The following is a 25,828-nucleotide window of genomic DNA, read 5'->3' as shown; positions in this document are numbered from 1 at the left end:
GTTATCTCCTCAATTCATCAGCTAATGCCAAGTAGGATTCTTCTAGAGTTGCTGGTCTATTAACTTTTGTGACACCAGATAATTTAACAATACTCTCGATTGTACCATCGTGAGCTATTTGTCCCGCTCCAATTAAAAGGACCCTATCAGCAAGACTTTCTACCTCACTCATTGTATGACTTGTCAGTAAGATCGTTTTGCCACTGTTTGCAAGATCATGAACTAATTCACGAATTTCATGTGCAATTTCCACATCAAGACCGCTAGTGGGCTCGTCCAACAGAATAATTTCAGTGTCTTTAAGCAATGCTCGGGCTATGTGCAATCTTTGACGCATCCCACGTGAAAATTCTCCTATTTTTTTGTTCCTGACATCAAATAACTTGACATTTTTCAATGCCGATTCAATTCGTTTTTGCCTTTTATTTTTGGGAATTTTAAAGAGAATGGCAAAAAAATTAAGGTTATCAAGTGCGGTTGCTCGTGCATAAAAACCTAATTCTCCTCCAAAAACAGTTGCAATCTTATCTTGGAGCAAATTTGTGGAGACAGAGGTGTCTTCACCATCAATAAAAACTTGGCCACTAGTTGGGCTCAAGTAACCTGCAATCATTTTTACAGTCGTTGTCTTACCAGCACCGTTTGGACCTAATAGTGCGACAATTTGACCTGTTGCAACTTGAAATGAGACATCTTTAACAGCAACAAACCTGTCTGTTTTCGATACAAATTCCCTAGTTAAATTTATTACTTTAAGCAATAGATATATTCTCGCTTTCTTTCAATCCAAGTTTATCTTCTTTTAGAAAATGAATTTCATTTTTTATCTCTGATTTATTACCTAGCTTACTATACGAACCGACTAATACTTGCCGAGTTGTTGCAATCCCTGTTGTGTTTCCCACTTTGGCATATTCTAGAATCGCTGCTTTACCATATTTAACCGCATCGAGATATCTTTCCGCTATATACAACGCATATGAAAGGGCCCCAAGTACTTCAGAAACATATTCTTTTGAGTATTTTTTTACTTGTTTCAAATTAGCCTCCAAAACCTCAACAGCTTCTTTGTGTTTGCCTAAAGAATGTAAAACTTGTACCTAATTTATTGAGATTTGGCTTTGATATCTGACACTCTGATTTATATAAGATTGATCATAAGTATCATTTTTTGAATGGTTTAAGATTTTTTGAGCGTTAAACAAAAGTACAGAATTAACCAAATTATCTGCCTTCACATCGTTTCCCATCAACATTCTGAGTGCTAACAAGTTATCTACTAGCGGTATGACTTGAAGTTTGTCTTTTTCCTCTAATTGCATAACATCATTAAAAAGTAAATTTAAAATTTTTTTGTCAAATAACTCAAAATTCCGCTCACGTTTCAATTTAGTTACCAAGTAGCGATGCTTTGCTATTACACTGTCAATTGTTGAAGGCGCATATTTTACTGCGTATTCAAAAAATTCTGCTCCAATTTCTGGCTTTCTCATAGCAGATGCAGCGCTTCCCGAATAAATAAAAAGATCACAATTTTTTGATTTAATAATTTCTGACTTTCTAGCCTCACTGACTAGGTATGCGGCTTTAAAATCACCAGTAATTAAAACCACTGTATCAAGCCAAAGTCCCAATTTATCAATTTTCACATTCATCAATTCGGCAACTATTCCCTCAGTACTAGGCATACTAATATCATTTTCTTTGGCAATTTCATTCATAAATATTCTTGGACTTGATGAGAGCCTAATACCCAAGTCGTTCAAATAGTAGGGTGCGTAAATTGTTCTTTCATTTAATGATTTTTCACCCTCTACTACTTGCAAAGCAAAATTAACTCTCTCTAAAAGCAGTTTTTAATACTTCAAAGTTTTGTTCAACTTTTGATAATTCATATACAAATTCTGTAAATTTTCCAACCATCATGCCCCCCTCAAATCTTTACATAAAAAAATACACTACAAACTATTAAGAAGTCGTAATGTATTCATACTTTTTGGTCACTAAAACCTATCTCTCCATTCCTGGCCCATGGTTCCATCCACCAGTATCACCAGCATAAATGATGAAAATGTTTCCCAATCCACCTACAATAATATCTTCAATAGTGTCGACTTCAAACGCACTTATGTCTTCAGAATTGTTGGTGTTTTCGATAATCATTGTCTCTAATTCTTCGACTTTCATAATCTGACCTCCATTTCTTTCCTTACAGCATGACACTGAAATTAGTTTGCAACTACACATATTTCCGATTAATATATAATGCATTAGAATATGATGAGTTTATTATTTCACTTTAACTTAAATTTGTCAACTTTTATTATTTTCCTAATTATGCTATTATTTTAAAAAAGGTATTTATATGTCAGAAAAAAATTTGAAATCTATTTTCGCTACAATTATTTCACAAAATCATGATTTATATTCTATTTCTAAGAATGACTCATTGGACCAAGACTTTTTTTAGCGAAAATCTCTGGTCAATTATCTTACAATATTAGTTCAATGATAGAGTATCCCGTTGTTGGCGACATTATAGAATTTACACATTCACCTTTTGATAAAATTGCGATTATTCATAGTATTTGTCATCGCAAAAGTTTGTTATCTCGTGTAGCTTCTGGAAGCAGTAACAATATTCAGCCAATTGCAGCTAATATTGACATAGTTTTTATCACCTCAGCACTTGATCAAAATTTCAATTTAAGTCGCATTGAACGCTACATCTCTGTGGCCTGGGAGAGCGGCGCTCAACCGGCTATTATTTTGACGAAAGCTGATTTGGTATCTGATCTAGAAAGTAAATTAGTAGCTATTAAGCAAATTGCAAAATCATTACAAATATTTGTTACAGACAATAATGCTTTTGCTTCGTTAAAAAATTTTTTATTAGCTAAACCACAAACTGTTGTTTTTATTGGATCATCTGGAGTAGGAAAATCAACATTGATAAACAACCTTCTTGGGTATGAAGCTATGCATACAAAAGAGGTTCGCACAAGTGACCATAAAGGTAAGCATTCTACTACCCATAGGCAATTATTTCGATTAGAAAATGGTAGTCAGATTATAGACACTCCAGGTATGAGAGAGTTACAAATTGATGTTGGAAATATTGATGAAACTTTTGAAGATATTGAATTTTTGGCACAACATTGCCAATATAAAAATTGTCAACACAAAGGTGAATCAGGTTGCGCAATTTTTGCGGCAATAGAAAAAGGCCTTTTATCAAAAAAGCGCCTCGAAAATTATCAAAAAATACTACGGGAAAATAGGTACTCTCAAATGTCATCATCGGAAATTGCCGAAGATAAGTTCAAACGTTATTTTGGAAACAAATCTGAAGCAAAAAGAGTAAGAAATCTCAAAAAAAGTAAACAAAAAGATTATAGGAAATTTTAAATTCTACTATATTAATTTTTTAATTATAATCATATTTCGAATGATTACTAAAAATTGATATAACGTTGAGTCATTCCTGATCTAGCTTCCTGTCGCCATAACCGACTAATTTTACTCATAGTGTGTGAGCTTTTAGTGAATTGAGTTTTTTGAATTATCCACATATTCTATCAAATCCGAAATATTGTTGACTTTTCATAATTGCCAACGCTGTAAATAACAAATTGTGCTGACAAATTCCAAATCGGCTACGTTTCAAATGCTATAAGTTTCCGTAAATTACTTAATTCGAATAATTTACTCCGTCCAAATTAAAAATGACTACTATTTCAAATTGGTTTCAAGATAAACTAGAACGCTTTAGTCGGTACTTTTGGGTCAAAGCAACATACCCATACTGCCTAACGACCGTTGTTTTAAATTCATTTGAGTATTTTAACATCATAAAACCCGATAAATCGGACATTGTATTATGTCCAAGTTATCGGGTTTTATTTCAATTTTTGTTAGATCTTTTCTAAGTTTTGGAGTTCACATCTTTTTTAAAATGAGACGTATAGCCTTTTTTACTTGTTGAACTGTTAAGAAAATATTTCGCGATCGTTTAAGGCTACGATAACGACGGACATTTTTTTTATAAAAGTCTTGGTGGTAGTTTTCTGCCACCCAAAAGTTAGGTGCTTCCCTAATTTCGACAACAACTGGCTTTTTAAACTGTTTAGAACGAATTAAATCTGCTTTTGATTTTTCGGCCAGCAAACGTTGTGACTTGTTCGCCACAAAAATAATAGGCTTGTAATTCTCTCCACGATCGTCAAATTGACCAAAGTTATCTGTTGGGTCAATTAGTGACCAGTAAATTGTCAATAGTTGTTGATAGGTAATTTTTCGACGATCGAATAAGATTTCAACACATTCTACATGTCCTGTCGTGTTAGTAACTACTTCATCATAGGTTGGATGCTTCCTTGTGCCTCCTGCATAGCCTGAAATAACAGCAATAATACCAGGTAATTGATCAAAAGGTTCAACCATACACCAAAAGCACCCACCCGCAAATATTGCTCGTTCTTGGTAAGGTGGATCTTTTTTCTCATGAACCGCCAACTTGTCATGTGTATCAATTGGCGGTTCCCCTGTTATAGTCAAATAGAAGTCCATGACGTCCGGCGTTAAATTATTTCGGATTGCCAAAGGCCTTAATTCGGACGCCAAGCGGTCTATTTCACTATTGAAGGATCGTTCAGCCATATTTTCTTTGGTCTCAACTAAAATCTGACGCTCCCAATCTCTCGTCGCAGGATTAAGAATGAGATTGTAAATTTGACGTTGCACTTCGTCTGCCATTTTTCTACCATTCTTCAAACATACACTGATTTAGCGATTAAAAAATAGCCAATTCATGACATCATATTTGACCCCAGCTTGCCGAACTAATAGACGGAAAGAGATGGATAAGTCGGCCAATTTCTGCTGACGTCATTTTAAACTCAATCGCCGGTAGCAGGCTATTAACTGAATTTTCAGCTTGATCACTTATCTCACTCATACCAACTAAATGGTGTTCGTCATCAAAAACAAGCGTATTGGCTGCCAATTTCTCATTCATGACCTTTCGGTACCAATCATTCGTCAAGTCATTCTCTTGAACTTCATAATTTGACGCCTTAGCAGATTCAATTGAAACGCCTACTTGAGCAATTCTTGGCGATGTAAATACAACCGATGGTATAACCGGATACTGTATTTCTGCATCAGTCTTTTCAGAAAACAATTTAAACAAATAAGTTGATTCAAAAATTGCTGTGGGTGTCAATTTAGGTTGATTTTTATCAACGACATCCCCCGAGGCATAAATATTCTCAATATTTGTTTGTAAAAAACCATTGACTTCAATGCCATTTGGGTTGTATTTAATACCAACTTCGTCTAGTCCAATATGAGCAACATTAGGTAGACGACCACTAGCATCCAATATCCAATCAACTTTTAGTTGCTCATCATTACCATAATGAACGACATTAGCTTTACCATCAGTTGTAAAAGCAGACACTTTAGAATTTTCTATAAATGAAACGCCTCTTTTTTTCAAGTCGTTTACCACTTGATCAACGTATGATGCATGAAATTTTTTTAAAATTTTGTTGCTATGCATGAAAACTGTCACTTCTGCGCCAGCAGCATTAGCAATTGTTGCGAACTCCATACTAATATAACCAGAACCAATAATTGCGATGTGATCAGGCAATTCATTTAAATTCATAAATTCACGGCTATCATGCGCCAATTCTTTTCCAGGAACATCCACACGATGGGGATGCAGCCCTGTTGAAATCACAATTTTATCAGCAGTTTTGGCGACATTATTGACTTTAACTGTATGGCTGTCAACAAATTTGCCGTAACCATGGATAATTTCAACACCAGACTCAGCCAACAGATTGCCAATCATATCAGGAAGTGGTTCAATAATACGCGACTTGTTGTTAATATTTTGTTGCCAATTGATTTCTAAATGGTCAGATTTGATTGATGTTAAACGTTCGGCTGCTCGTTGTAATACCACGGGTGCATCGAGTGCAATCTTTGCATTACAACCATAATTAGGGCATGTACCACCAATCATGTCACTTTCAATAATACCAACCTTTACTCCTGATTGCGCGAGTGGTATAGCACCGTCAAATGTAGCATGTCCACTACCAATGTATAGCACATCATAATCAAACTTATTCGTCATCTTTGACCTCCTTTGGGATAATTGAATGAAGTACAACTCTCAACATATCGATTGGCTTCAGTATAAACTTCTAATAAAACAAATACCAATATTTTGCTTATTAAATTAAAATTTTTAAGACAAATGCGATTAATGATACGCATACTTTTCATATCAAATCATTATTCAAAAGATTTCAAAAATTTACTTGTAAAATGGCAGCAAAAAAGTTCAATGCATTCTGTATTGATTTCTTCCTCAAAGCAAAACTTACAGTGTAATCAAAAATAACGTAGCTGTTTTTTCATTTATTAGTTTCAGATTTTCCATTTTCAACTGAAATTAATTCTTTATTTAAAACATCAATTTTTGCATTAATTTGATCCATGTATTTTTGCTGTTCTAAAATCGTTTCTTTAATGACATCTTGTTGACGTTTTAGCAAATCAATTCGTGCCACTAATGTTGTTGCGCCTTGGTAAGTAGAATCAACAAATACTTTTATTTCTTCTAAATTCATACCAGTATTTTTTAAACATTTAATCATATCAAGCCACTGTAAATCCTCATTGGTAAAGTGACGGGTACCATTTTTATCGCGAATCACTTTAGGTAATAACCCTTGTTTATCATAATATCTTAATGTATAAGCACTAATTTGTTTAATTTTTGATACTTGGCCAATCGTTATAGTATTATTTTGATCAGATTTTTTCATTTTTAAAATTCTTTCGTTATTGTCACTTTTAATTGGCCATTTCTGGCATCATGTGTGGCTTTGAAACCTTTATTTCGACCGATTTCAAGTGTATTATTCTTAATAGCATTTTGATAAGCGTTATAAAAGTTAATTGAGGAGCAGTTTAGACTCTTTTCTAATGCCATGAAGACCTCGTCATATAAATGTGTTTTTAGCAAAGAAGAAGTAATTTCAATTACCTTAATATTTTCATTTTCCAGCGTCATTTTTATTACTATAGGACCATCCTCAACAATTAAATAGGTCCCGTTTTCTGGTACAGATCCAATCATCTGTAAAGGCTTTGACACTTCTTGATTAAAAATTAGTTTCAAGCTCTGATAATTCGCTAGTACTTTCGTCATTAAATGTATCCTCTTTTCAAGTTTAATACCAGTATACACGTTAGAGTTTACTCTAATGCAAATACGAAACTGATGTCATTTACTTGACTTAGAGTAATCTCTAAGGTTTATGATTTAATTACCATAAGGAAAGGATAATTAAATCGTGGTTAAATATGAAAATCTCGAGAACAAGGTAATTGTTATTGCTGGAGGAATTAAAAACTTAGGTGCTTTAACAGCCAAAAATTTTGCCAAAAAATCTACAAAATTAGTTTTGCACTATCATCAAGAAAAGGACCGTGGAACTGCAGACAAACTTAAAAATGAACTAGAAACTAGTGGTGCTGAGGTGGCTCTGTTTCAAAGCACGCTAGCTAGTGAGTCAGATATTATTAAACTATTTGATTTTGCGGTCAATAAGTTTGGTAAAATTGACATTGCCGTTAACACTGTTGGCAAAGTATTGAAAAAGCCTATTGTTGATACCAACGAAAAAGAGTTTGATAGTATGAATACTGTCAATAATAAAGTGGCTTATTTTTTTATTAAGCAAGCGTCTAAACATATGAACGATAATGGCCATATTATTACTATCTTAACCTCACTGTTAGCAGCTTATACGGGATTTTATTCAACATATGCCGGTAACAAAGCACCTGTGGAACACTATACCAAGGCTGCTTCTAAAGAGTTTATGGATCGTCAAATCTCTGTTAACGCTATTGCCCCAGGTCCCATGGATACATCATTTTTTTATGGTCAAGAAACAAAGGAATCCACAACTTTTCATAAATCTCAAGCAATGGGAAATCAATTAACCAAAATTGAAGATATTGTACCAATCATTCTATTTTTGACAACAGATGGTTGGTGGATTAATGGACAAACAATATTTGCTAATGGCGGATACACTAGTCGTTAAATATTACTTTGGATTATCAATAAAACGCAATATAATTTTAGAATTATATTGCGTTTTTTATATTTAAATAATAATAAAACAAGAATCCTCAGTCATAGAATACTTGATGAACCGGAAAAGTCTACTAGTTTACAATATACCGGCATAGAGTTACTAACTCTGGAATGATGCATATCAAAAATAACGCAACATAATATTTTTAGTACAAATGTATTATTTAATATTCAATTAAGTAATTATCTCGACCTTGGGATTTAACTTTATATAATAGTCGATCAGCTTGCTTAAAGGCCTCTATATTATCCAATTGATAATTTTTATTAAAAGTAACTCCTATGGACACTGTTAATTTTTCACGATATTCTTTAACGTCTACACCAGCAATTAAGTTTTTTAATTTAATTAAAAGGTTCTCTATTTCTTCAACATGCCCCTCCAATATAATGACAAGTTCTTCCCCGCCATAGCGATAAATTCGATATTGTTTTCTAGTAAATCTCTCTGTAATAACTGTTCTAATTGATTTTGCTACGACTTGAAGAATTTCATTTCCGTAACTATGACCAATGGTATCATTTATCTTTTTAAAGTGATCAATATCAATAATGATAATTGTTAATTCACGTGCATCACTAGGTAAAACACTTAGGACATCTTGATTTAATTGTCTAAAATTATACAGCCCTGTCAAGTCATCACGATCATAGTTAGCGAGCTTATTTTTTATTTCAACTGCTTTTTCCCTAAGAATTTTACTTACGTAGTATACAAATAAACCTATAGATATATTTACAACAAATGTTAATATCATCTGAATCAATCCGTAATTTAAACTGGTTCCATTATTTAGCGTTTTATTTTGATAGAACTCAACTGTCGACATTATAATTGTTGCCATAATATACATCATTAGTCTATCTTGACCTAACCAACGAATAATCAATAAAAGAATCATTCCAATGACTCCAGCGGATATCAATTTTACTTCTAATTCAACGCCATAATTTGGGTACCAAAATGAGAAATACATGCTTACAATTAGTGGTGTAAAAAGACCACCAATAACTATAAACCAATAGCTTAAAAAAGACATCATGAATAGTAACGGAATATAATATAGGGTGACGACTGTTAAAAAATTTCTACTTAACGAAACAATATTATACGTAAATGCTATGTATAAAAAAAAGTATAAAAATATAAATAAAGTATTATTTTTAGTGAAAATTGTGTTTTCTTGAATTAATAATAAGGATAACACTGTGCTAATTACAAAAAATAATACAATGACATACTGATATATAAAGTGCATTTTATTGTTTCCTTTATTCATTAAAAGAGTAATTTTTGGCACTTTCCCTTATTGTCAAACTACTCGTAAACTTTTAGAATTAATAAATCATTTACTATTTTCACCACATATAAGAAATTTTTAAGTTATTAAAAATTCAACATTCAAAGTATTCATTAACATAAAATTAGAATTTATCTCAACCTTGAATTAAACAAATTTGTTTGATTATTATTAAAGTAATCCACTTTTTAGCAAAGTAATCTTCAGGTTATAACATTATCACTTCTTTCGAAGTCAAATTCCCTAAAATATTTTTTATACTCACTAACGTTAGAATTGTAAATTGATGGTTTATTGTTACTTAATTATTACTGGCATGTATCCACGCTAATTTTTCTGTTAACAATTTTATTGTTGGAAGATATATCAGTGAAGCTAATATTAAAAATAAGGGTAAAAACTGAATTAAATACCTGGATCGACCACCTTCAAAAATCAAAAGATATATAAAACCACCGGTGATTGATAACCGTAATACATTAAGGTATCTATTTTTTTGTTGCCATCCCAAAAAAATAACACCTAATAAACCAATCCACCATACTTGCGAGATAAATCTAAAATCCGCTAAATGTTTCCCTCCTGGGTAAATAAACTCTTGAATCAGCCGTTTTAATCCATTTCCAGTAGGCTTTGTTTGCATAAAATGACCTTCAATTAGCCATCCGAAAGTACCATCAGCACTGTTCTTATTCTGTTTGTGAATTAAAAATTTTAAATAACCGAATACACCTTTTTGATGTAATCTAGCGATTAATTTTTTCTGAGAGTATTCACGCATTTCTTTTTGTGACTTTAACTTAGCCATAGCCAAAGCATCACTAGGATTATAACCGCCATCACCACTCACGCCCATACTAACAAAATGAATTGCCGGAATTGTACGGTTTTTTTGTATTTTAATATAATTTTGCTGACTCAGTTGTTTTTGAAGATAAACATAACTAGTGCTTACCACTCCAAATATCACGAATATTATAATTAATGTTTTAATAATATTCTTTTTAGTAACCATGACAATCTCAATAATGAAAATAGCAATAATAGGAATTATTGCAGAAGGTTTGATGAAATAAATACAGGTGACTACTATTCCAATACCAATTGCGGATAATAATATTACAAAGTAGTTTTTCGTTTTACTTGTTAATGCATAAAGTGCTAATAATGCACTAACCATTGGCAATATCGCAACATCAGAATACGGTACTAGTACCATTGGAAACACAACAATCCAAAGAGCATGAATATATAATGTTACTTTTAAACTTTTTTTATCGAGTAGGTACACGGTCAACAGATTCAAAAGTACTGTTACTAGTAACAATAATGAGTTTATTAAATCAAACGTTAGCCAACTTGAATTTTTCAAACCCCCACTTATTGCACGTTGAACCAACAATAGCGGTAAATTATTCGTATTGTAACTGAAATAACTTTTTAAATCCTCTCGATTAGGATCAAGTAACGCATCATGAATTGCCCCGGGATCAAATCCGATTGCAGGATGTGTATGGAAGATAACAATCAGTTGTAGAATGAAAGAGAGTGTTAATAAAATACTGCCAGTTATCAGCCCATAATCAATAAATAGGACCCTAGAGATAACTCTAATTTTTCTATTAACCAAGGTAATTAATGTTACCAAAATAAGAGTCACTAAAAATAAAACTACTACCCAAGTAGTCCTGTCACCAATTGTCTGTTTATTAACATTATCTCCTAATGTTAAATTTGGAGAGGTTAACGCAAAATAGAAAACTAAAAAAATAAAGACACCAAAAAAAGCATTCGTTATTTTTAATATTTTCTCACTGATTTTATGGTAAATTTTTTGCATATTTCTTATACTACCGATCTGCACTAACAGTATAAAAGCGCATAGGAGATTCTCCAACACTTAATTTGACCAATTGACAATTAATTTTTTTAAGCGCTATTTGTAAGATATCAAACAGATGGTCGGAAAAATTTTCTAACGTAGGATTAATTGTATTAAATGGTGCAATGTTATTTATTTTCTGACCAGAAAATTTAATTAATGAACCACTAATAACCGTTTCAATATCCTCAAATTTCAAATTAATTGGATAACTCTCTGGCTCTATTTCTAAAATTAATTCCCACGTATGCGGATGCTCTTCGCCCTCTCCTTGACTCCACCTTATGGCATGGCTCGCATTGATAAAAGTTCTTAATCTGTAATTGTATACTTTAACCATTATCTTTATCCTCTTTAAACTTATGATAATCATTAGTAATCACTTGCTTAATTTCTTTTATCTCATCTTTAAAATTGAGCGTCTGCCAACTCGCTTTTTGCGTGATTGTGTTGATTATGCCAATAAATCTAATTAGTGAACATAACATATTATACAATGGCATTGTAAAAACAACCCACCATTTATGATTAAGGTAATTTTTTTCTAGGACAAATTTTTGTAATAACAGACCAGCATTTACAAAATTCATTGTGGCGTAGACAACATATAGTAGATACATAAAAATGATTGATAATCCAATAACTATTGGTGAGTATCCAAAAAACAATAATACAAATAGTCCAACAACCCATATTAACTTTGGAAACATAAACGTGTGATCTATCATCAATCGACTAATCATAAACTCTTTAAAGAAATGACGCACGTTCAATTTATTCTTCATAAATTTTTGAACCACCTCTATTTCACCTCGTTGCCAACGTTGCCTTTGGAGATAAAGTTCTGATAACCCAGAAATTGGTTCAACGTAAAAAATAGCATTAAAACAAAAACCAACTTTTTTGCCTAATCTATCACGCAATTGAAAAGTCATATCAGTATCTTCACCAACAGTATTCACATTGTACAAAAATGTATTAATCAGTGCATTTCTTCTAAATGCTGAAAAAGCACCAGACATAGTAAATAATTGATTATTCTGACTTTCCATACTACGTCCAGCTAGAAATGACTGTGCATACTCAAAATATTCATTTGATTGCAAAATCCGAAGACTATTTTTTTTCGTAGCATCAATTAATTTTTTTTGTGTTAAAATTGTTCCAGTGGCCGCATCGATATTAGGATTATTTTCAAAATACATCATTAAATTATTTAGTGCCTCTGTATGTAAGATACCATCTGTGTCGAGATTAACTACGTATTGACCAATACTACTGTATATTGCAGCGTTTAAAGCCTGTGCTTTACCTTGATCAGTATCCATCCATTGAATACGTAATTCATTAAATTGTTCTTGAGCTCTCTTGTATTCTTGAAAACTGTTATCGGTACTGTGATTATTAACAACAATTATTTGAATCAACTCTTTTGAATATGTAGATTTATAGATTGATTCGATACAAGTATACAAGGTATCTGCTGAATTATAAACTGGTAGAATTATCGAAATCATAGGTAATTTAAGTGGTTGTTTCAATTCATCAGTCAGATGGGCTATTTTTATTAATTTAAAAAAATAAGTTGTAGCAGGTAGAATTTCGACAATAATCGGAATTAACAGCCATGTGAACCAAAAGCCAATTTGATAAATTAATTGATCAAAATAAAAAGACATAGGTCCTCCTTAATGGATTAATAACCTATTGACTAATTGTCCCTTAGTGAATACTAAGTAATATAGAATAATTGCCAATATGTAAAATATTAATCGTCCAATAATTGAATGTGCTAAATAAAAAGACCCATCTCCAAAGTAGTACACTATAACAGCAACAACAGATAATCTAATTACGTTTGCCATGAAAATCCAAAACATTCCAATTATTCCCAATATGAATCGCTTTTGCCCGTTGTAGACTGGATAAAATGCTATTAATCCCCAAAAAGCTGTAGTTTCAATAATACCTGAACATTCATAGTCGACTAATAAAATACTAGTGCGGTGATTCGCAATTACTTGAATAATATGTGAACTATATAGCGTTGTAAACAATCCAGTTAATTTGCCAATCAATCCCACACCCCACGTCACGATACTTGAAAATAACCAGACACCATAAGGTTTGCTTACCATGATTAAAATTATAAATAGCCCAATACTTCCAAATAAAAAATAAAAAGCATCAGTTTTTGCTCGTTTTAAAACTGATAAGCCATATACCCAAATAATTAGTGAAAAAATTATAATTGTTTTAATAAGCATACTGATGCTGCCTTTGATTTATTTTCAATGCTTCCGTATGTTGCAATTTAAAATAAGCAATTGCCGCAATTACAATTCCAATAACTACTAACAGCCAAGGACCTGTTGACGCTCCCATTAATGTAATAGGTACTTGTCCTTGCCATATATTACTATTACTTAAAATTATTGTTGACTTCGCAGGAACTTCGCCAATATTTAAAGCACTAATAGGTATTATTAACCTCATAATATTATTTACACGGTTACCGTTATCACGTACTAAGTGATCAACTGTCACGCTATTTTCAATATGAACATTTGTACCTTTAGTTGAATTATATATATCAAGTGGGAATGATTTAGTTCCATTTTGAGAACTATACTGTAATTGATAAAAATCATAAGAATGACTGTCGATATATATTGTTTGATTCGCGGCATTCAGAACATAGCCAGTAAGTTGGATTCCATTATCGCCTGTATTAAAATTTGGATCATCACTTGCATATTTGTAGGGATCCATACTTACATATATATATACATTTTTATCATCTACACTTAATCCAACTTGTCGATAGGTATCATATTTAGTACCACCAGCATTACTGGACGCAATTCTATCGTTTAACGGACCATATTCCCAACTGTCCGCTGAGACTGATCTACATGTTCCTATTAGAGTTAAAATAATGATTCCCACGCTTATTAAATAAGTAACTAATTTGATTTTCATCACTCTCTCCCTGTATGGTGAACGCTACATACAATAAGTATCAGAATATTTAAGTAAGATTCATCATTTTTTTTATTCCGGACTGTACATTTATCGATAAATAATAATCAATATGAAACAAGATAATTTTGAATCATAATTATTTTTATTAAGATATAAAATATACATATTTAAGTGTATATCTTCATATAATATTAACATATTTAAAAACAAAAAAGAATAGAAATATAGAATAAACACAATAATAATTATTACACAGGGATCAATAAATAGAGTTGCTTTTGTTCGGTTTATTAATAATCGATCACGATTATATAAATGTTGGACCAACTCGTTTCAATATAAAAAATGTCTAACGATAACAATTATTTTAATGCTATATATTATGAAATTTAAAATTAAGATAAGAAACTGCTCTATCTACTAAAAACAACACTAAAAATATCTGCGGTTTTTCATTTTTATTTTTCTTTTTCTTTTTCTTCTGCAGTCTGCCATATCAGCAATACATGAAAATACCGCATAGAAAAAACTTGTTCACACAATATGATTAATGATATCATTAATCATTATAAAGACAATATATAGCAGCTAACCAAAGGAATAATCCATTGCTCATTCAAAAATAATTCCAAAAATTGGTGAAATAATTTAGGTTTCAATCTAATAAACGAAAATATATATTAAACTTTTTAGAAAACCATCCTGATCTGACTGAAAATGAAAAAAGATTAATCACTGATACAGCTAATAAACTTAGCAACCCAAAAGTATCACAATATCAGGAATTAACAAGTATTACTCATTCACTACAAAAATTATCACTCAATAGCCAGCTATCAAAAGATGGATTTTTACTACTACAAAAATTACATCGTAGTAATTGGTTTTTTGGCATACTCTATAGTTTTAATTCTTTTGGACATTAAATCATCAAAAAACTTTATCCACATACATAATTGAACTAGTATTTCTTTATTATATCGCCATTTTTAAGGTAATTTGTTGAAATATAATTCTTATTTTTGATATGATAAGATACCTTTACGTACTTTATTATCCATTGTTTCCCAGATTTCACCCGCACTTCATCATTTTTCAGAAATTTATCTGGCACAACTACCATTGGTCTTTTTACTTTTATTTTCACCTCTTCTTTGTCCTCTAATGCTCTATTGGTAGAAAACCTTAAAAGGTATAACGTCCTAATTATATTTGAAGACGTGTCTTTGCCATAAAAAACAGCTGTATTTTCCACCTTCAACTCATTGTTGTTATGTTTTTGACTTAGTTTAGCATCCAATACATCGCCTGGTTGAACAAACTCATTTAAGTGGTTAAAAGTAGTATCATCTGTTAATACCTTAATATAATACTGTTTTTCTCCAAAAATAGCCTTATTCGGATTAATATGCCATTTTGCCATATTATCTTCGATATCATCACCACCAAAATAGTAATTGTTAATCACTTTACCAGTAATATATTTAGAACCCAATTCTTTTAATACGACCTGCTTGGGTGAATGCGCTGCTTTTACAAATTGCATAGGAACGTAGATAGCAATTGTTATCAAGAGGCTCAGAATCAAAAAACTTACTACGAGGCATAACTTCTGTTTATTATATCGACTCATGTCATGTAAAATCCTTCAAATTTCATTATTATTTCGGGTAGTAGCATCTATGTATAGCAATTGCTGCCACATATATCGATAGTCTAACTGAGTTAAGCCTTCATGAATATATTTTGCTTGTGCTAATTTTCCATTATTTTTACTTAAGGTAATTAAATTACGTATTTCATCATTGTTTATTTTAAAAATTGCAAGGTAAGGTTTATATTTTGGCCAATTATCATGATGTCTATGTATGTTGAACTCGATTAGTAGATCAAATTCTGTTTCATATATTGATAATATTCTGTAATCTGACAAAGAAGACGCTGTTTTAGCATTTGATTGATTTGAATCAAGTATCTTTTTTAGAAAATTAATATCAGTAGATGCCACATTCTCAATGTTAACCGTTTGCTTCAGAAGTCTCAAATTATTGATGTATCTTATTAACGCAAAAATATAAATTATTGATACCAAACCATACATTACAGTCATAAATAGTATTAAAAAATTTGATAAATCACTCCAAAATAAAAACCAGTAATCTACAAGTCCGATAAATAGACCAATCACTATAGCCCATTTAGATTGCTTCTTAACTTTTATATAGAATTTTTGCCTTTTCTTTTTATAATCATCTAACATGATAAACTTCTTTCCTATTCTATTGGAAACGTGATAATAAAAACGGCGACAAATCAAAATCAATTGTTTCTTTTAAGGATTTTGCCACCAATATTTCTCCTAGCACGCTAGCAAACTTGAATCCATGACCACTCAGTCCAGTGACGAACTGGATATTCCTCTTTCCTGGTAAATCGTCAATAATAAAGTCCTCATCCGGAGACAAGTCATAGGTACATGCCACACCATGATTTAATTCTCCAACAGTTGTCAAAATGTTATCAAATAGAGGTAGTATTTCGATTTTATCCTCTGTTAGTGCACCAAAACTCAGACGTTCTTCTCGGGTTTTTATTTTTTGACCACCTTGATGCCGACCAATTTTAATTAAGCCGTTGTTAGCCGGAAAACCATAATACTGCACTTTGTCATCTAATTGAATGGTAAAAGCTGGAAAATGTGCATTTTCAGAAAAATGTTCCGGTGCTTCAAACCACGACACAACCTTTCTAACTGGTTGGATGGGTATATTTGGTATAAGGTCTTTTACCCAAGTACCAACTGTTATAACAGCTGATTTTCCTATAAATGTTCCAGCATTTGTTACGACAGAAACTAAATCATTATCAATATTATTAACTGAGATGACTTTTGTATTAAATTGCTCATCCACACCTAATCTTTTTGCTTCTTTAATATAAGTATCTATTGCTAATTCTGATTTCAAATACCCAGAATTTTTTTCTAAAATAGCTTTGAAATGTTCAGGTAACGTGAACTGTGGCCATTTTTTGTTAGCTGAGACAGCGTCATAAATATTTATCGGTAAATCATATTTTTGCGCAGAAGATATGATATTACCTAAAAAATCAGACTGTTTTGGCGCTATATTAAGCACACCGGTTTCGTGAAATAAATCAACATCGGTTTCTGATTTTAAATCATGCCATAATTCTTGCGCACGTAATACGAGTGGCACATAAGATGATCTCTCGCCATGAGCATGACGAATTATTCGCGTTTCACCATGGTGTGACCCCTCACTATGTGGGGGCGTTCCAGCGTCAATTTCTAAAACAGACAAACCTCTTTTAGCTGCATAATATCCAGTACTAGAACCAACTGATCCTGTACCTATAACAATTAAATCATAAATTTTGGTCATACAATCAATCTCCTTACCCTTTCAGATTCCATCATAATGATTTTTATAGTTTTAACAAATGAGATAATAAAACGCCTAAATAAAACATTATGAGTCCAAAAATAACTTGTAAAACGAAATAAATAGCCTTTTGATATCTTTTTTCTTGTTGATTTCCTTGCATCATCATTGTGCTAAATGTGGTTAAACCACCAATAAAACCGCTTGCTAAAACTAGTTTCATATTAGTAGAAAACTGTGTATGAATTATGATTCCCATCATAAAAGCGCCAATAATATTCACAAAGAAAACACCTGTCAAATATTGAGTATTTGCAGGCATAAAAATTGTCATTAAATATCTAATAACTGAACCTAAACCACCAGCCAACGCAATCAAAGCGTATAAATAAAAGCCATGTATTGTCATTTTGTTGAACCCATCTTTCCACCGGCCCTGACTAACAATAGACTCAATACGAGACTGGTAAATAGATAAAGTAAAGATAATACGAAACTCTTTTTAGCTAAATTGGCTGTTTGCAAAATCATCGTGCTGAACGTAGTAAAACCACCAATAATACCTGTCCCAATAAATGACTTAATTACCACTGCTTTTGCACTCACACTACTATATTTTTCAGCAAAAAAAGCCAGTGAAAAAGAGCCCAATATATTGATTACCATTATAACAATAGTTGAAGCACCTATGACAGGTATTTGCGTAAATGAAAATCTGATTAAACCACCGAGTGCACCACCAAAGAAAACAGCGCTACTATTAATCAAAATATTTGTCAATGCTATTTTATTCATATCTGTACACTTTCTAAAAATTAACATCTTTAATGACTTCGTCAAAATCATCTATACTTAGCCACTCTTAATAGTATTGTATCAAAAAAGCCATTAATTTTTTCTTCACAGTTGAAATTAATGGCAAAATTGATTTACTTTTTATACTTCTTAAATAATAATATTAGCCTAAGAAATTAACTTTTAAATATGATTAATGACTGCACTGACAAAGACATAATTTACTGATAACGCGATGATTTTTTAGTCCAAAGACCATGTTCTATAGAAATGGAATTATTTTTTGCTAATTTTACCATCAACTATTTCATATATTTTGTCTGCATACTCTCTCATTCGAAGATCATGCGTTACAATAACAACAGCCTTATTTTCATTTTCAGCAATAGATTTAAACAGTTTTGCTACTTCTTCAACACGAGCACTATCCAGAGCAGAGGTCGGCTCATCAGCTAATATAAATTGAGGATTAGTGTATAATGCTCTAGCAATTGCTACGCGTTGCGTTTGCCCACCAGAAAGTTGGTCAGGATATTTTGAAAGTAATTTAGAAATACCAAGATATTCTAAATATTTTTTAAAAGTATCTGAAGACAGATTGCCTTCAGGCTTGACTTTTTCTACTAAATCAAACTGTTTTTTCACAGTTAGATAAGGCACTAAGTTATATGACTGCAATACAAAACCAATGTTATTTAGTCTAAATTTATCAGCCTGCTTTTTAGAAAAATGACTTAAATCAGTTTTATCCAACAACACTTGACCGCTGTTGGGAGATTGTAGACCACCAAGAATTGTCAACAGCGTACTTTTACCTGATCCAGATGGACCAACAATCAAGGTTAATTCCTTAGAGTTGGCTTCGAAATTAATGTGATCTAATGCTGTAACTTTACTCTCACCTATACCAAATGATTTTGTAACATCAATCAGTTTAAGACTAGTCATATTCCTATCCTCCTATAACTGAAATTGGATCAATTTTCGTTATTATTCTCACAGGTACAATAGCGCCTATAATACCTGTTAATATTAAGCCTATTGCAGCTAAAGACAACAACTTAATATCAAAAAACATTGGAACAGATGCGGGTATTAACCAAACCGTTATACCACAAAGTATTGCGCTAATTAACACAGAAACAATCATAATGATAAGTGTTTCGCTCAATGTATTTAGTACAAGATACTTACCTGGAACACCTTGAGCCCTTAGAACTGCTAAGTTGGGTATTTTTTGAATGGTTAAAATATACAAAAATATAGCTACTATTACAGCCGAAATGACCAATAAGAAACCTATCATGAATATAAATGTCTTATTCTGTGCTGAATAGCCTGGCATTTTATTAAATAATTGTGCTTTGGTATAATTTTTTAAGTTAGTTGCATGAGTTAGCTTTGCATCCTTACGCACAATGCCACTTGCATAAAACTGGTCACTTACACCCTTAATTGGTCGCCAGTTATTTAAATCGCCATATATAACTGGTGACATATTATATTCTAACTTTTTCACATAACCTACCACTAGAACACTGTGCGAAAGCATGCCAAGTTTAATTTTATCGCCAATATTTAAACCCTTTTGACTTAACTCTGAAGAAATTAACACTTCGTACTGATTTTTAGGCCAAGTACCCTTAGTTAAACGTATGCTTTTATCAATTAAATCATTTTTTTGAGTGCCAATAAAAGTTGCTGAAATAGGACTTTTATGCGATTTGACGATAGTTGGGGCTACTCCGATTATGGCACTATGTTCCGTTGTCTTGGTATTTAAAACTTCTTCTCGTGTCATTAAGGATTGACTAAGATTGCCATTTGCATCGCTAGTCATTGAAACATGTGTCACGCCCCAATCGTTTACAGCAGAAGTATTTTGTTGGGCAAGACCCAATGCCAGAGCACTTAATATAAAAATCAAATAACTAATCAAAGTAATGACTGTAATAATAAGACCATAACGTAGTTTCTCTTTATTCATTTCATTTAAAGTTAGATACATGAGTTACACTTCCTTTTTCCAATTACTTAAAGTATGAAGCGTTAAAATTATATTTTGTTTTTCATCCGGATTGAGAAAAAAGGCTCGAATTAACTGGTGTATAGATTTTGATAATAACCAGTTTTCTATTTCAATGGGAGTTGCATCAGCAGTTAACGTAGGAAAAACTTTTTTGTGGTAACTTTGAGAAGACTCATGTTCTAGCAGCGCTTCATTTACAATATAGTACTTGCTCAAAAAATCAAAATGTTTACTCTCTTGTGCTTTCGAAATAAATAGTTCTGCTGATAACAAAAAATTCCTCTGATTAATATCATGGTGTATATCAGTCAGTACGGCTTTTAAGACCCATTGATAAGCATCAATAAGACTATCAAAATAAGTATAGAATGATCCTCTAGGAATATTTGCCACCAAAACAATACTTGAAACTTTGGCTTCTGATAAAGCACTTTGAGAAAATTCTTGATAAAGTGCCTCATAAATACTATTTTGTTTTTCTGCATTTAAATTAAAAAAAGTTTTAGTTGGCATAAAATATTCTCCATTTCTATCTATATGACATTGTGTCATATAGATGACACAATGTCAACTTTTAGCAAAAAAAATAAATTAAACGTTCTGAATTAAACGCTTTGTCTGTTATTTTGTAGTGCTTCCCTTTTCAAATGAAATGGGTATAGTAGTTTGTTCACCAAAAAAAGTACCCACTTTGTGATCGTCAAATTGTGTCAATAATTTTTCAACAGCGGTTTTTGCAATAATTTCAGTATGCTGTTTGATAGATGATAATATAATTTTTTGCCTTGGGTAAACACGTGAACCATCAAATCCAATGATTTGAACCTGGCTGGGTACCCGAATTCCTGCATGAATGAGTAGATTGTAAAAATCACTTGCATACTCATCAGAGTCAGAAAAAACACCATCATATGCAAAAGAGCCGTCAACAATATTTTCAGAGATAAAACGCTTAAAATCAGCGATGAAATTTGTCCTTTTTCGTGCTAAAAACCGCTCAACAGCAATATTATTTTCATGACAATAGTCCAAAAAACCTTTTTCACGTACAGCCGAAATATTTCGAACAGGTCTTTTTGATATAAATAATAAGCGCGTTGCGCCACGATTGGTTAATACTTCGCCAGCAAGTCTACCACCAGCATAATTATCTGAAATCACCAATGGAATATCATCTGACACGCGTTTTTCAATGGAAACAAGAGGTATATTAGTGTCAACTAAATTAGCTACATCAGCATAAGACATCGTTATTAAACCAGCAACTTTTTGTGTATTAGCCATCTGGATATATTCAATTTCCTCTTTTGAACTATTATTAGAGTTACACAAAATCATTTTGTAACCATTTTGTTGCAATTCCTGTTGCATATGATAACTTAATTCAGAAAAGAATGGTGAGTTAACAGTTGGCACAATGAAAACAACAAAATTTGATTTGCTGGTTTTCAAAGAACGAGCAGTGGCATTAGGTACATAATTTAATGACCTAATGGCTTCCTCAATTTTTTTTTGTGTACTTAATTTAGTTTTTTTGCCATTGATGTAATTTGATATGGAACCCCTTGAAACGCCTGCTAAGTTAGCTACATCATTCATATTGACCAATTTCATTTACCTTCTCTAAACAATATTTGTAATAAAAAAGTGCCAGTTAGGCACTTTTACAATTATCATGGCGTAAATCTTCCTGATAACATTTTATCAAATAATTCAGAGATTTGCTGTTTTTCCATGTTTTTTATTTGATCAACTTCCAAATGATTAAAATCATCTATCATGACGTACGCTTCTAAATAAAGTGTGAGTTGATTTTTTATAAAACGCTCATTTGTCATATTGTCTGATTTATTAATGGCTTTAATCAACGACATAGCAAATTCATTAGGATCAATGTTTATTTTATTTTCACTCATGAGTTACCTTTCTATTCTTTCACATCAGTCACATTATCTTCCAAGTCTTCCCTAGCATGTTTTGCATTGACGAAACGAGCCATTTCTCTTTCTTTTTCTGGTGTTAAACGATAGAACATTATTAATACAAAAGAGATAGCTAATGCAATTAATGGGACCCAAACATAGTTTGCTTCTATACTAAACAAGGCGGCGGCTGATTGTTTTTGGTTCGGTGCATAATGACCCAAAGACAGTAACATACCTGTTATGGCACCACCAATCCCCATACCAAATTTTGCTGTAAAACTTGAGGCAGATGTCACAATACCTTCTGCACGAACACCATTTTTCCATTCACCATAGTCAACAGAATCTGCCAAAAGTACAGCAATCAATGCGCCAACAAATCCGTTACCAAAATTACCAATAATTGTACCAATAATAACTAAAGGTATGTTTAACAATTGGGCACCCAGTCCAAGGACCAATTGCCCAATAATGCTTAACCCTAGTCCAAATAATATTGTCTTTTTCTTACCTATCTTCATAACAACCTTAGGTGTTAAGAATACAGATATTAATCCCACAGCGTTAAAAAATAGAGCTAATGATGCTAATCCTGGCTTATCCAAGTTGTACTTAAAGAAATAAATTGTAACCTGTCCTTTGGTTTGCATTCCTAACCAATAGATAAAGTTCAAACCCACAATAATTACCCATGGCCAATTATTACGTAACGCCTTAAGAGACGTCTTAATAGGTAATGCCTTCTGAGATTGTCTCGTTTGTACATGCTCACGTAAGTTAGCAAATACAAAGAGGTAAATGACAAAGAATACGGCGGCTGCCATCACAGCTATCCAGAAGAAACCACGTCGTGGATTATCAGTACCACCAAAAACTGTTACCAGTGGTAAAGCAATGACAGATATTAAGGTACCACCAAAATTTGAAAACAAAGAACGAATTGTTGACAAGAGCACACGTTCATCGGGATCAGTTGTCATACTTGGCAGAATTGATGTTAAAGGAATATTAACAGCCGAATACAAAACATCAATACCAATGTATGTGACATACGCCCAAACAATTTTCCAATTCATAGGTAAATCTGGGGTGGTGAAACATAGAATGGTAAATATCGTAAATGGTGCATTAAACCAGAGTAAATATGGTCGGCTGCGTCCCCATTTCGTATGCGTATGATCAATCATTATACCCCAAAATGGACCATCTAGCGCATCAATAATTCGAGCAACCAGCATCAATGTACCAACTGCTCCTGCTGTAATACCGAAAACATCGGTATAAAAGTACATCAAATATGTTCCAATTAAGCTAAAAGTGAAGCTACAAGCAAAGTCACTGGCCCCATAGCTTAATCGTTCATTCCACGGTAATTTTCCTGTGCCTTTTTTTACAGTTGCTGTTGCATTATCAACCATCTTACTAATCCTCCTTTTCTGCAGATACTATGGACCTATTTGAAAACAAATAGACTCTGACTTCATATGGACGTAATTGCGCACTTGTTATCTCTTTATAATTTTGAACCAATAGTTGATGATCACTGGGAATATTATATTGACGATTAACTGATTCAGAAGTGAAATTGGCTATAACAAACAACGTTTGTTCATGATTCTGTCTGGTGTAGGCAAAAACTGACTCATCTGTTTCATTTCCAGCGACTAATTCAAAATCACCATCGGTAATAATTGGTAACGTATGCCTTAAAGTAATTAATTTTTGGTAAAAATAAAATAATGATTCTTTATCTTCTAATGCTGCTTGGACATTAATATACTTATAATTTGGATTAACTGTTAACCAAGGTGTGCCATTAGTAAACCCAGCATTTTCCTGTGCATTCCATTGCATAGGCGTACGTGAATTGTCTCTAGAACGTGCGCTAAGGTACTTCATCATATCATCGGAAGATAGCAATTTTCGCTCTTCTACTAATTCTCGATATGCATTAATCGATTCAAGATCACGGTATTGGCTCAACGCCGTAAACTTTGCATTGGTCATACCAAGCTCTTCACCTTGATAGATGTATGGTGTTCCCTGCATAAAATGAAGTACCGCTGCCAACATTTTAGCTGATATTACTCGATATTCAACACTATCATTCCCAAACCTTGATACGGCTCGAGGCTGATCATGATTGTTCCAATACAAACTGTTCCATGCCCTGCCGCTCAGTTTTTTTTGCCATTTTACCAGATTATCCCTTAAATCTGTTAATGTAACGTGATCATCTGACCATTTTCCTAATGCGGGATTGTGATTACCATCTAAACTTACATGCTCAAATTGAAACACCATATTCAACTCTGAACCGTCTAGATTCGCATACTTTCCGGCTTCATCTGTCGTCACACCGGCTGTCTCACCTACAGTAATCCAATCATGTTTTTGGAGAACCTGCTGATTCATTTCCTTCAAATAGTCATGAACATGAGGACCGTTAGCAGATGCATCACCTGAATTGCCGTATAATGATTGTCCTTCAATTGGTGCATCAGGCAAACCTTGAGGTTTTGAAATCAAAGAAATAACGTCCATTCTGAAACCATCAATACCTTTATTTGCCCACCAGTTCATCATATCAAATATTGAGTTTCTGACATCTGGATTATCCCAGTTTAAATCTGGTTGTTCCTTTGCAAATAGATGCAAATAGTATTGACCACTTTGTTCATCATATGTCCATGCTGGACCAGAAAAAAATGATCCCCAATTATTAGGTTCATGCCCATCCACTGGATCACGCCATATATAATAATCACGATATTTATTACTTTCACTTGCACTTTGCCGACTTTTTAGAAACCAATCATGTTCAAATGAACTGTGATTAACAACTAAATCCATCATAATTTTTAAGCCCTTATGATGCGCTTTGTCGAGCAATTCTTCAAAATCAAACATATTTCCAAATACAGGATTTATACTTTGATAATCTGAAATATCGTATCCACCATCAATATTAGATGTTTTATAGATAGGATTAAGCCAAATGACGTCAATTCCTAGCTGTTTAATATAATCTAACCGATTGATAATACCACGTATGTCACCTATGCCATCATTGTCGCTGTCTTGAAAGCTCTTAGGGTATACCTGATATACAACAGCCTTTTTCCACCACATTTCTTCTACCATATTTTCTCCTTTTTAAAATTGGAACGTTCCATTTATACAAGCCCATTATAAACCCGTGGATTTCAAAATGCAAGCGCTTACATTTTGAAATCTATAATTAAGTTGACACAAAAAAAGCCAGAATTGTCTTTTCAGGCTTTAAGATTGACTGTTATTGATTTAAATTTTTGCGTGA

General features: G+C 32.5%; 28 protein-coding genes. 2 read left to right on the top strand and 26 right to left on the bottom strand.

Annotated elements, in window-relative coordinates; translation table 11 throughout:
- Position 1: 1 nt before the first annotated feature.
- The 4 genes from K5Q13_RS02195 to K5Q13_RS02180 all read right to left on the bottom strand — a co-directional run bounded on the left by K5Q13_RS02195 (position 2) and on the right by K5Q13_RS02180 (position 2,187).
- Positions 2-760 (bottom strand): ABC transporter ATP-binding protein, encoded by a 759-nt coding sequence (locus K5Q13_RS02195; RefSeq protein ID WP_220739418.1) that lies wholly within the window; start codon positions 758-760, stop codon positions 2-4.
- A complete protein-coding gene (locus tag K5Q13_RS02190; protein WP_220739416.1) occupies positions 753-1,040 on the bottom strand; it encodes a hypothetical protein in 288 nt (95 codons plus the stop codon). The genes K5Q13_RS02195 and K5Q13_RS02190 overlap by 8 nt, the downstream gene beginning before the upstream one ends.
- A 60-nt stretch (positions 1,041-1,100) precedes the next feature.
- Positions 1,101-1,826, bottom strand: coding sequence for a hypothetical protein (locus tag K5Q13_RS02185; RefSeq protein WP_220739414.1), 726 nt, complete (start codon positions 1,824-1,826; stop codon positions 1,101-1,103).
- A gap of 184 nt (positions 1,827-2,010) precedes the next feature.
- Positions 2,011-2,187: a hypothetical protein gene (locus tag K5Q13_RS02180; protein ID WP_220739412.1), complete on the bottom strand. Its 177-nt coding sequence runs from the start codon at positions 2,185-2,187 to the stop codon at positions 2,011-2,013.
- A gap of 321 nt (positions 2,188-2,508) precedes the next feature.
- On the opposite strand from K5Q13_RS02180, the gene rsgA reads away from it, so the two are divergent.
- Complete coding sequence (gene rsgA / locus K5Q13_RS02175) at positions 2,509-3,408, top strand: ribosome small subunit-dependent GTPase A (RefSeq protein ID WP_220739410.1); 900 nt, start codon at positions 2,509-2,511, stop codon at positions 3,406-3,408.
- Positions 3,409-3,939: 531 nt separating this feature from the next.
- On the opposite strand, the gene msrA is transcribed toward rsgA, so the two are convergent.
- The 4 genes from msrA to K5Q13_RS02155 form a co-directional block, all read right to left on the bottom strand.
- A complete protein-coding gene (msrA, locus tag K5Q13_RS02170; RefSeq protein WP_220739408.1) occupies positions 3,940-4,755 on the bottom strand; it encodes a peptide-methionine (S)-S-oxide reductase MsrA in 816 nt (271 codons plus the stop codon).
- Positions 4,756-4,816: 61 nt separating this feature from the next.
- Entirely contained in the window at positions 4,817-6,148 is a 1,332-nt protein-coding gene (locus K5Q13_RS02165) for a dihydrolipoyl dehydrogenase family protein (RefSeq protein WP_220739406.1), read from the bottom strand.
- 283 nt (positions 6,149-6,431) lie between these two features.
- On the bottom strand, positions 6,432-6,845 hold the full coding sequence (locus K5Q13_RS02160) for a MerR family transcriptional regulator (RefSeq protein WP_220739404.1): 414 nt from the start codon (positions 6,843-6,845) through the stop codon (positions 6,432-6,434).
- A 2-nt stretch (positions 6,846-6,847) separates the two neighbouring features.
- Positions 6,848-7,231, bottom strand: a complete 384-nt coding sequence (locus K5Q13_RS02155; protein WP_220739402.1) for a hypothetical protein — start codon at positions 7,229-7,231, stop codon at positions 6,848-6,850.
- Positions 7,232-7,376: 145 nt separating this feature from the next.
- Here K5Q13_RS02155 and K5Q13_RS02150 point away from each other — a divergent pair, with 145 nt between their 5' ends.
- Positions 7,377-8,135: an SDR family oxidoreductase gene (locus K5Q13_RS02150; protein WP_220739400.1), complete on the top strand. Its 759-nt coding sequence runs from the start codon at positions 7,377-7,379 to the stop codon at positions 8,133-8,135.
- A gap of 217 nt (positions 8,136-8,352) precedes the next feature.
- On the opposite strand, the gene K5Q13_RS02145 is transcribed toward K5Q13_RS02150, so the two are convergent.
- From K5Q13_RS02145 to K5Q13_RS02060, 18 genes are all read right to left on the bottom strand, one after another.
- Positions 8,353-9,489 (bottom strand): GGDEF domain-containing protein, encoded by a 1,137-nt coding sequence (locus tag K5Q13_RS02145; RefSeq protein WP_220739397.1) that lies wholly within the window; start codon positions 9,487-9,489, stop codon positions 8,353-8,355.
- Positions 9,490-9,790: 301 nt separating this feature from the next.
- Positions 9,791-11,329, bottom strand: a complete 1,539-nt coding sequence (locus tag K5Q13_RS02140; RefSeq protein ID WP_220739395.1) for a TIGR03766 family XrtG-associated glycosyltransferase — start codon at positions 11,327-11,329, stop codon at positions 9,791-9,793.
- A 10-nt stretch (positions 11,330-11,339) separates the two neighbouring features.
- Positions 11,340-11,711 (bottom strand): 6-carboxytetrahydropterin synthase, encoded by a 372-nt coding sequence (locus K5Q13_RS02135; protein ID WP_246574111.1) that lies wholly within the window; start codon positions 11,709-11,711, stop codon positions 11,340-11,342.
- Complete coding sequence (locus tag K5Q13_RS02130) at positions 11,704-13,050, bottom strand: TIGR03111 family XrtG-associated glycosyltransferase (RefSeq protein ID WP_220739393.1); 1,347 nt, start codon at positions 13,048-13,050, stop codon at positions 11,704-11,706. The genes K5Q13_RS02135 and K5Q13_RS02130 overlap by 8 nt, the downstream gene beginning before the upstream one ends.
- A 9-nt stretch (positions 13,051-13,059) precedes the next feature.
- The gene (gene xrtG, locus K5Q13_RS02125; protein ID WP_220739391.1) at positions 13,060-13,638 is read right to left on the bottom strand and encodes an exosortase XrtG; all 579 of its coding nucleotides are present in this window, start codon (positions 13,636-13,638) and stop codon (positions 13,060-13,062) included.
- Positions 13,628-14,353 (bottom strand): Firmicu-CTERM sorting domain-containing protein, encoded by a 726-nt coding sequence (locus K5Q13_RS02120; protein ID WP_220739389.1) that lies wholly within the window; start codon positions 14,351-14,353, stop codon positions 13,628-13,630. The genes xrtG and K5Q13_RS02120 overlap by 11 nt, the downstream gene beginning before the upstream one ends.
- Before the next feature lie 964 nt (positions 14,354-15,317).
- On the bottom strand, positions 15,318-15,989 hold the full coding sequence (locus K5Q13_RS02115) for a hypothetical protein (RefSeq protein ID WP_220739387.1): 672 nt from the start codon (positions 15,987-15,989) through the stop codon (positions 15,318-15,320).
- A 15-nt stretch (positions 15,990-16,004) separates the two neighbouring features.
- Positions 16,005-16,616 (bottom strand): phage holin family protein, encoded by a 612-nt coding sequence (locus K5Q13_RS02110; RefSeq protein WP_220739384.1) that lies wholly within the window; start codon positions 16,614-16,616, stop codon positions 16,005-16,007.
- Between the two features lie 19 nt (positions 16,617-16,635).
- A complete protein-coding gene (gene solA / locus K5Q13_RS02105) occupies positions 16,636-17,760 on the bottom strand; it encodes an N-methyl-L-tryptophan oxidase (protein ID WP_220739382.1) in 1,125 nt (374 codons plus the stop codon).
- 43 nt (positions 17,761-17,803) lie between these two features.
- On the bottom strand, positions 17,804-18,169 hold the full coding sequence (locus tag K5Q13_RS02100; RefSeq protein ID WP_220739380.1) for a fluoride efflux transporter FluC: 366 nt from the start codon (positions 18,167-18,169) through the stop codon (positions 17,804-17,806).
- The gene (locus K5Q13_RS02095) at positions 18,166-18,555 is read right to left on the bottom strand and encodes a fluoride efflux transporter FluC (RefSeq protein WP_220739378.1); all 390 of its coding nucleotides are present in this window, start codon (positions 18,553-18,555) and stop codon (positions 18,166-18,168) included. Before K5Q13_RS02095 ends, K5Q13_RS02100 begins: the two co-directional genes overlap by 4 nt.
- Before the next feature lie 276 nt (positions 18,556-18,831).
- Positions 18,832-19,503 (bottom strand): ABC transporter ATP-binding protein, encoded by a 672-nt coding sequence (locus tag K5Q13_RS02090; RefSeq protein WP_220739376.1) that lies wholly within the window; start codon positions 19,501-19,503, stop codon positions 18,832-18,834.
- Positions 19,504-19,507: 4 nt separating this feature from the next.
- Entirely contained in the window at positions 19,508-20,563 is a 1,056-nt protein-coding gene (locus K5Q13_RS02085; RefSeq protein WP_220739374.1) for an ABC transporter permease, read from the bottom strand.
- Between the two features lie 3 nt (positions 20,564-20,566).
- Positions 20,567-21,097, bottom strand: a complete 531-nt coding sequence (locus tag K5Q13_RS02080; RefSeq protein ID WP_220739372.1) for a TetR/AcrR family transcriptional regulator — start codon at positions 21,095-21,097, stop codon at positions 20,567-20,569.
- 108 nt (positions 21,098-21,205) lie between these two features.
- On the bottom strand, positions 21,206-22,183 hold the full coding sequence (locus tag K5Q13_RS02075) for a LacI family DNA-binding transcriptional regulator (protein WP_220739531.1): 978 nt from the start codon (positions 22,181-22,183) through the stop codon (positions 21,206-21,208).
- A 74-nt stretch (positions 22,184-22,257) separates the two neighbouring features.
- Complete coding sequence (locus K5Q13_RS02070; protein ID WP_220739370.1) at positions 22,258-22,500, bottom strand: hypothetical protein; 243 nt, start codon at positions 22,498-22,500, stop codon at positions 22,258-22,260.
- Between the two features lie 11 nt (positions 22,501-22,511).
- On the bottom strand, positions 22,512-23,927 hold the full coding sequence (locus K5Q13_RS02065) for a glycoside-pentoside-hexuronide (GPH):cation symporter (RefSeq protein WP_220739368.1): 1,416 nt from the start codon (positions 23,925-23,927) through the stop codon (positions 22,512-22,514).
- Between the two features lie 4 nt (positions 23,928-23,931).
- Complete coding sequence (locus K5Q13_RS02060; RefSeq protein ID WP_220739366.1) at positions 23,932-25,653, bottom strand: glycoside hydrolase family 13 protein; 1,722 nt, start codon at positions 25,651-25,653, stop codon at positions 23,932-23,934.
- Between the last annotated feature and the right edge of the window lie 175 nt (positions 25,654-25,828).

Source organism: Leuconostoc miyukkimchii, from assembly GCF_019656055.1.
GTDB lineage: Bacteria > Bacillota > Bacilli > Lactobacillales > Lactobacillaceae > Leuconostoc > Leuconostoc miyukkimchii.
The sequence above is the reverse complement of the archived record's forward strand: the minus strand, read 5'-3'. Positions and strand labels throughout refer to the sequence as shown.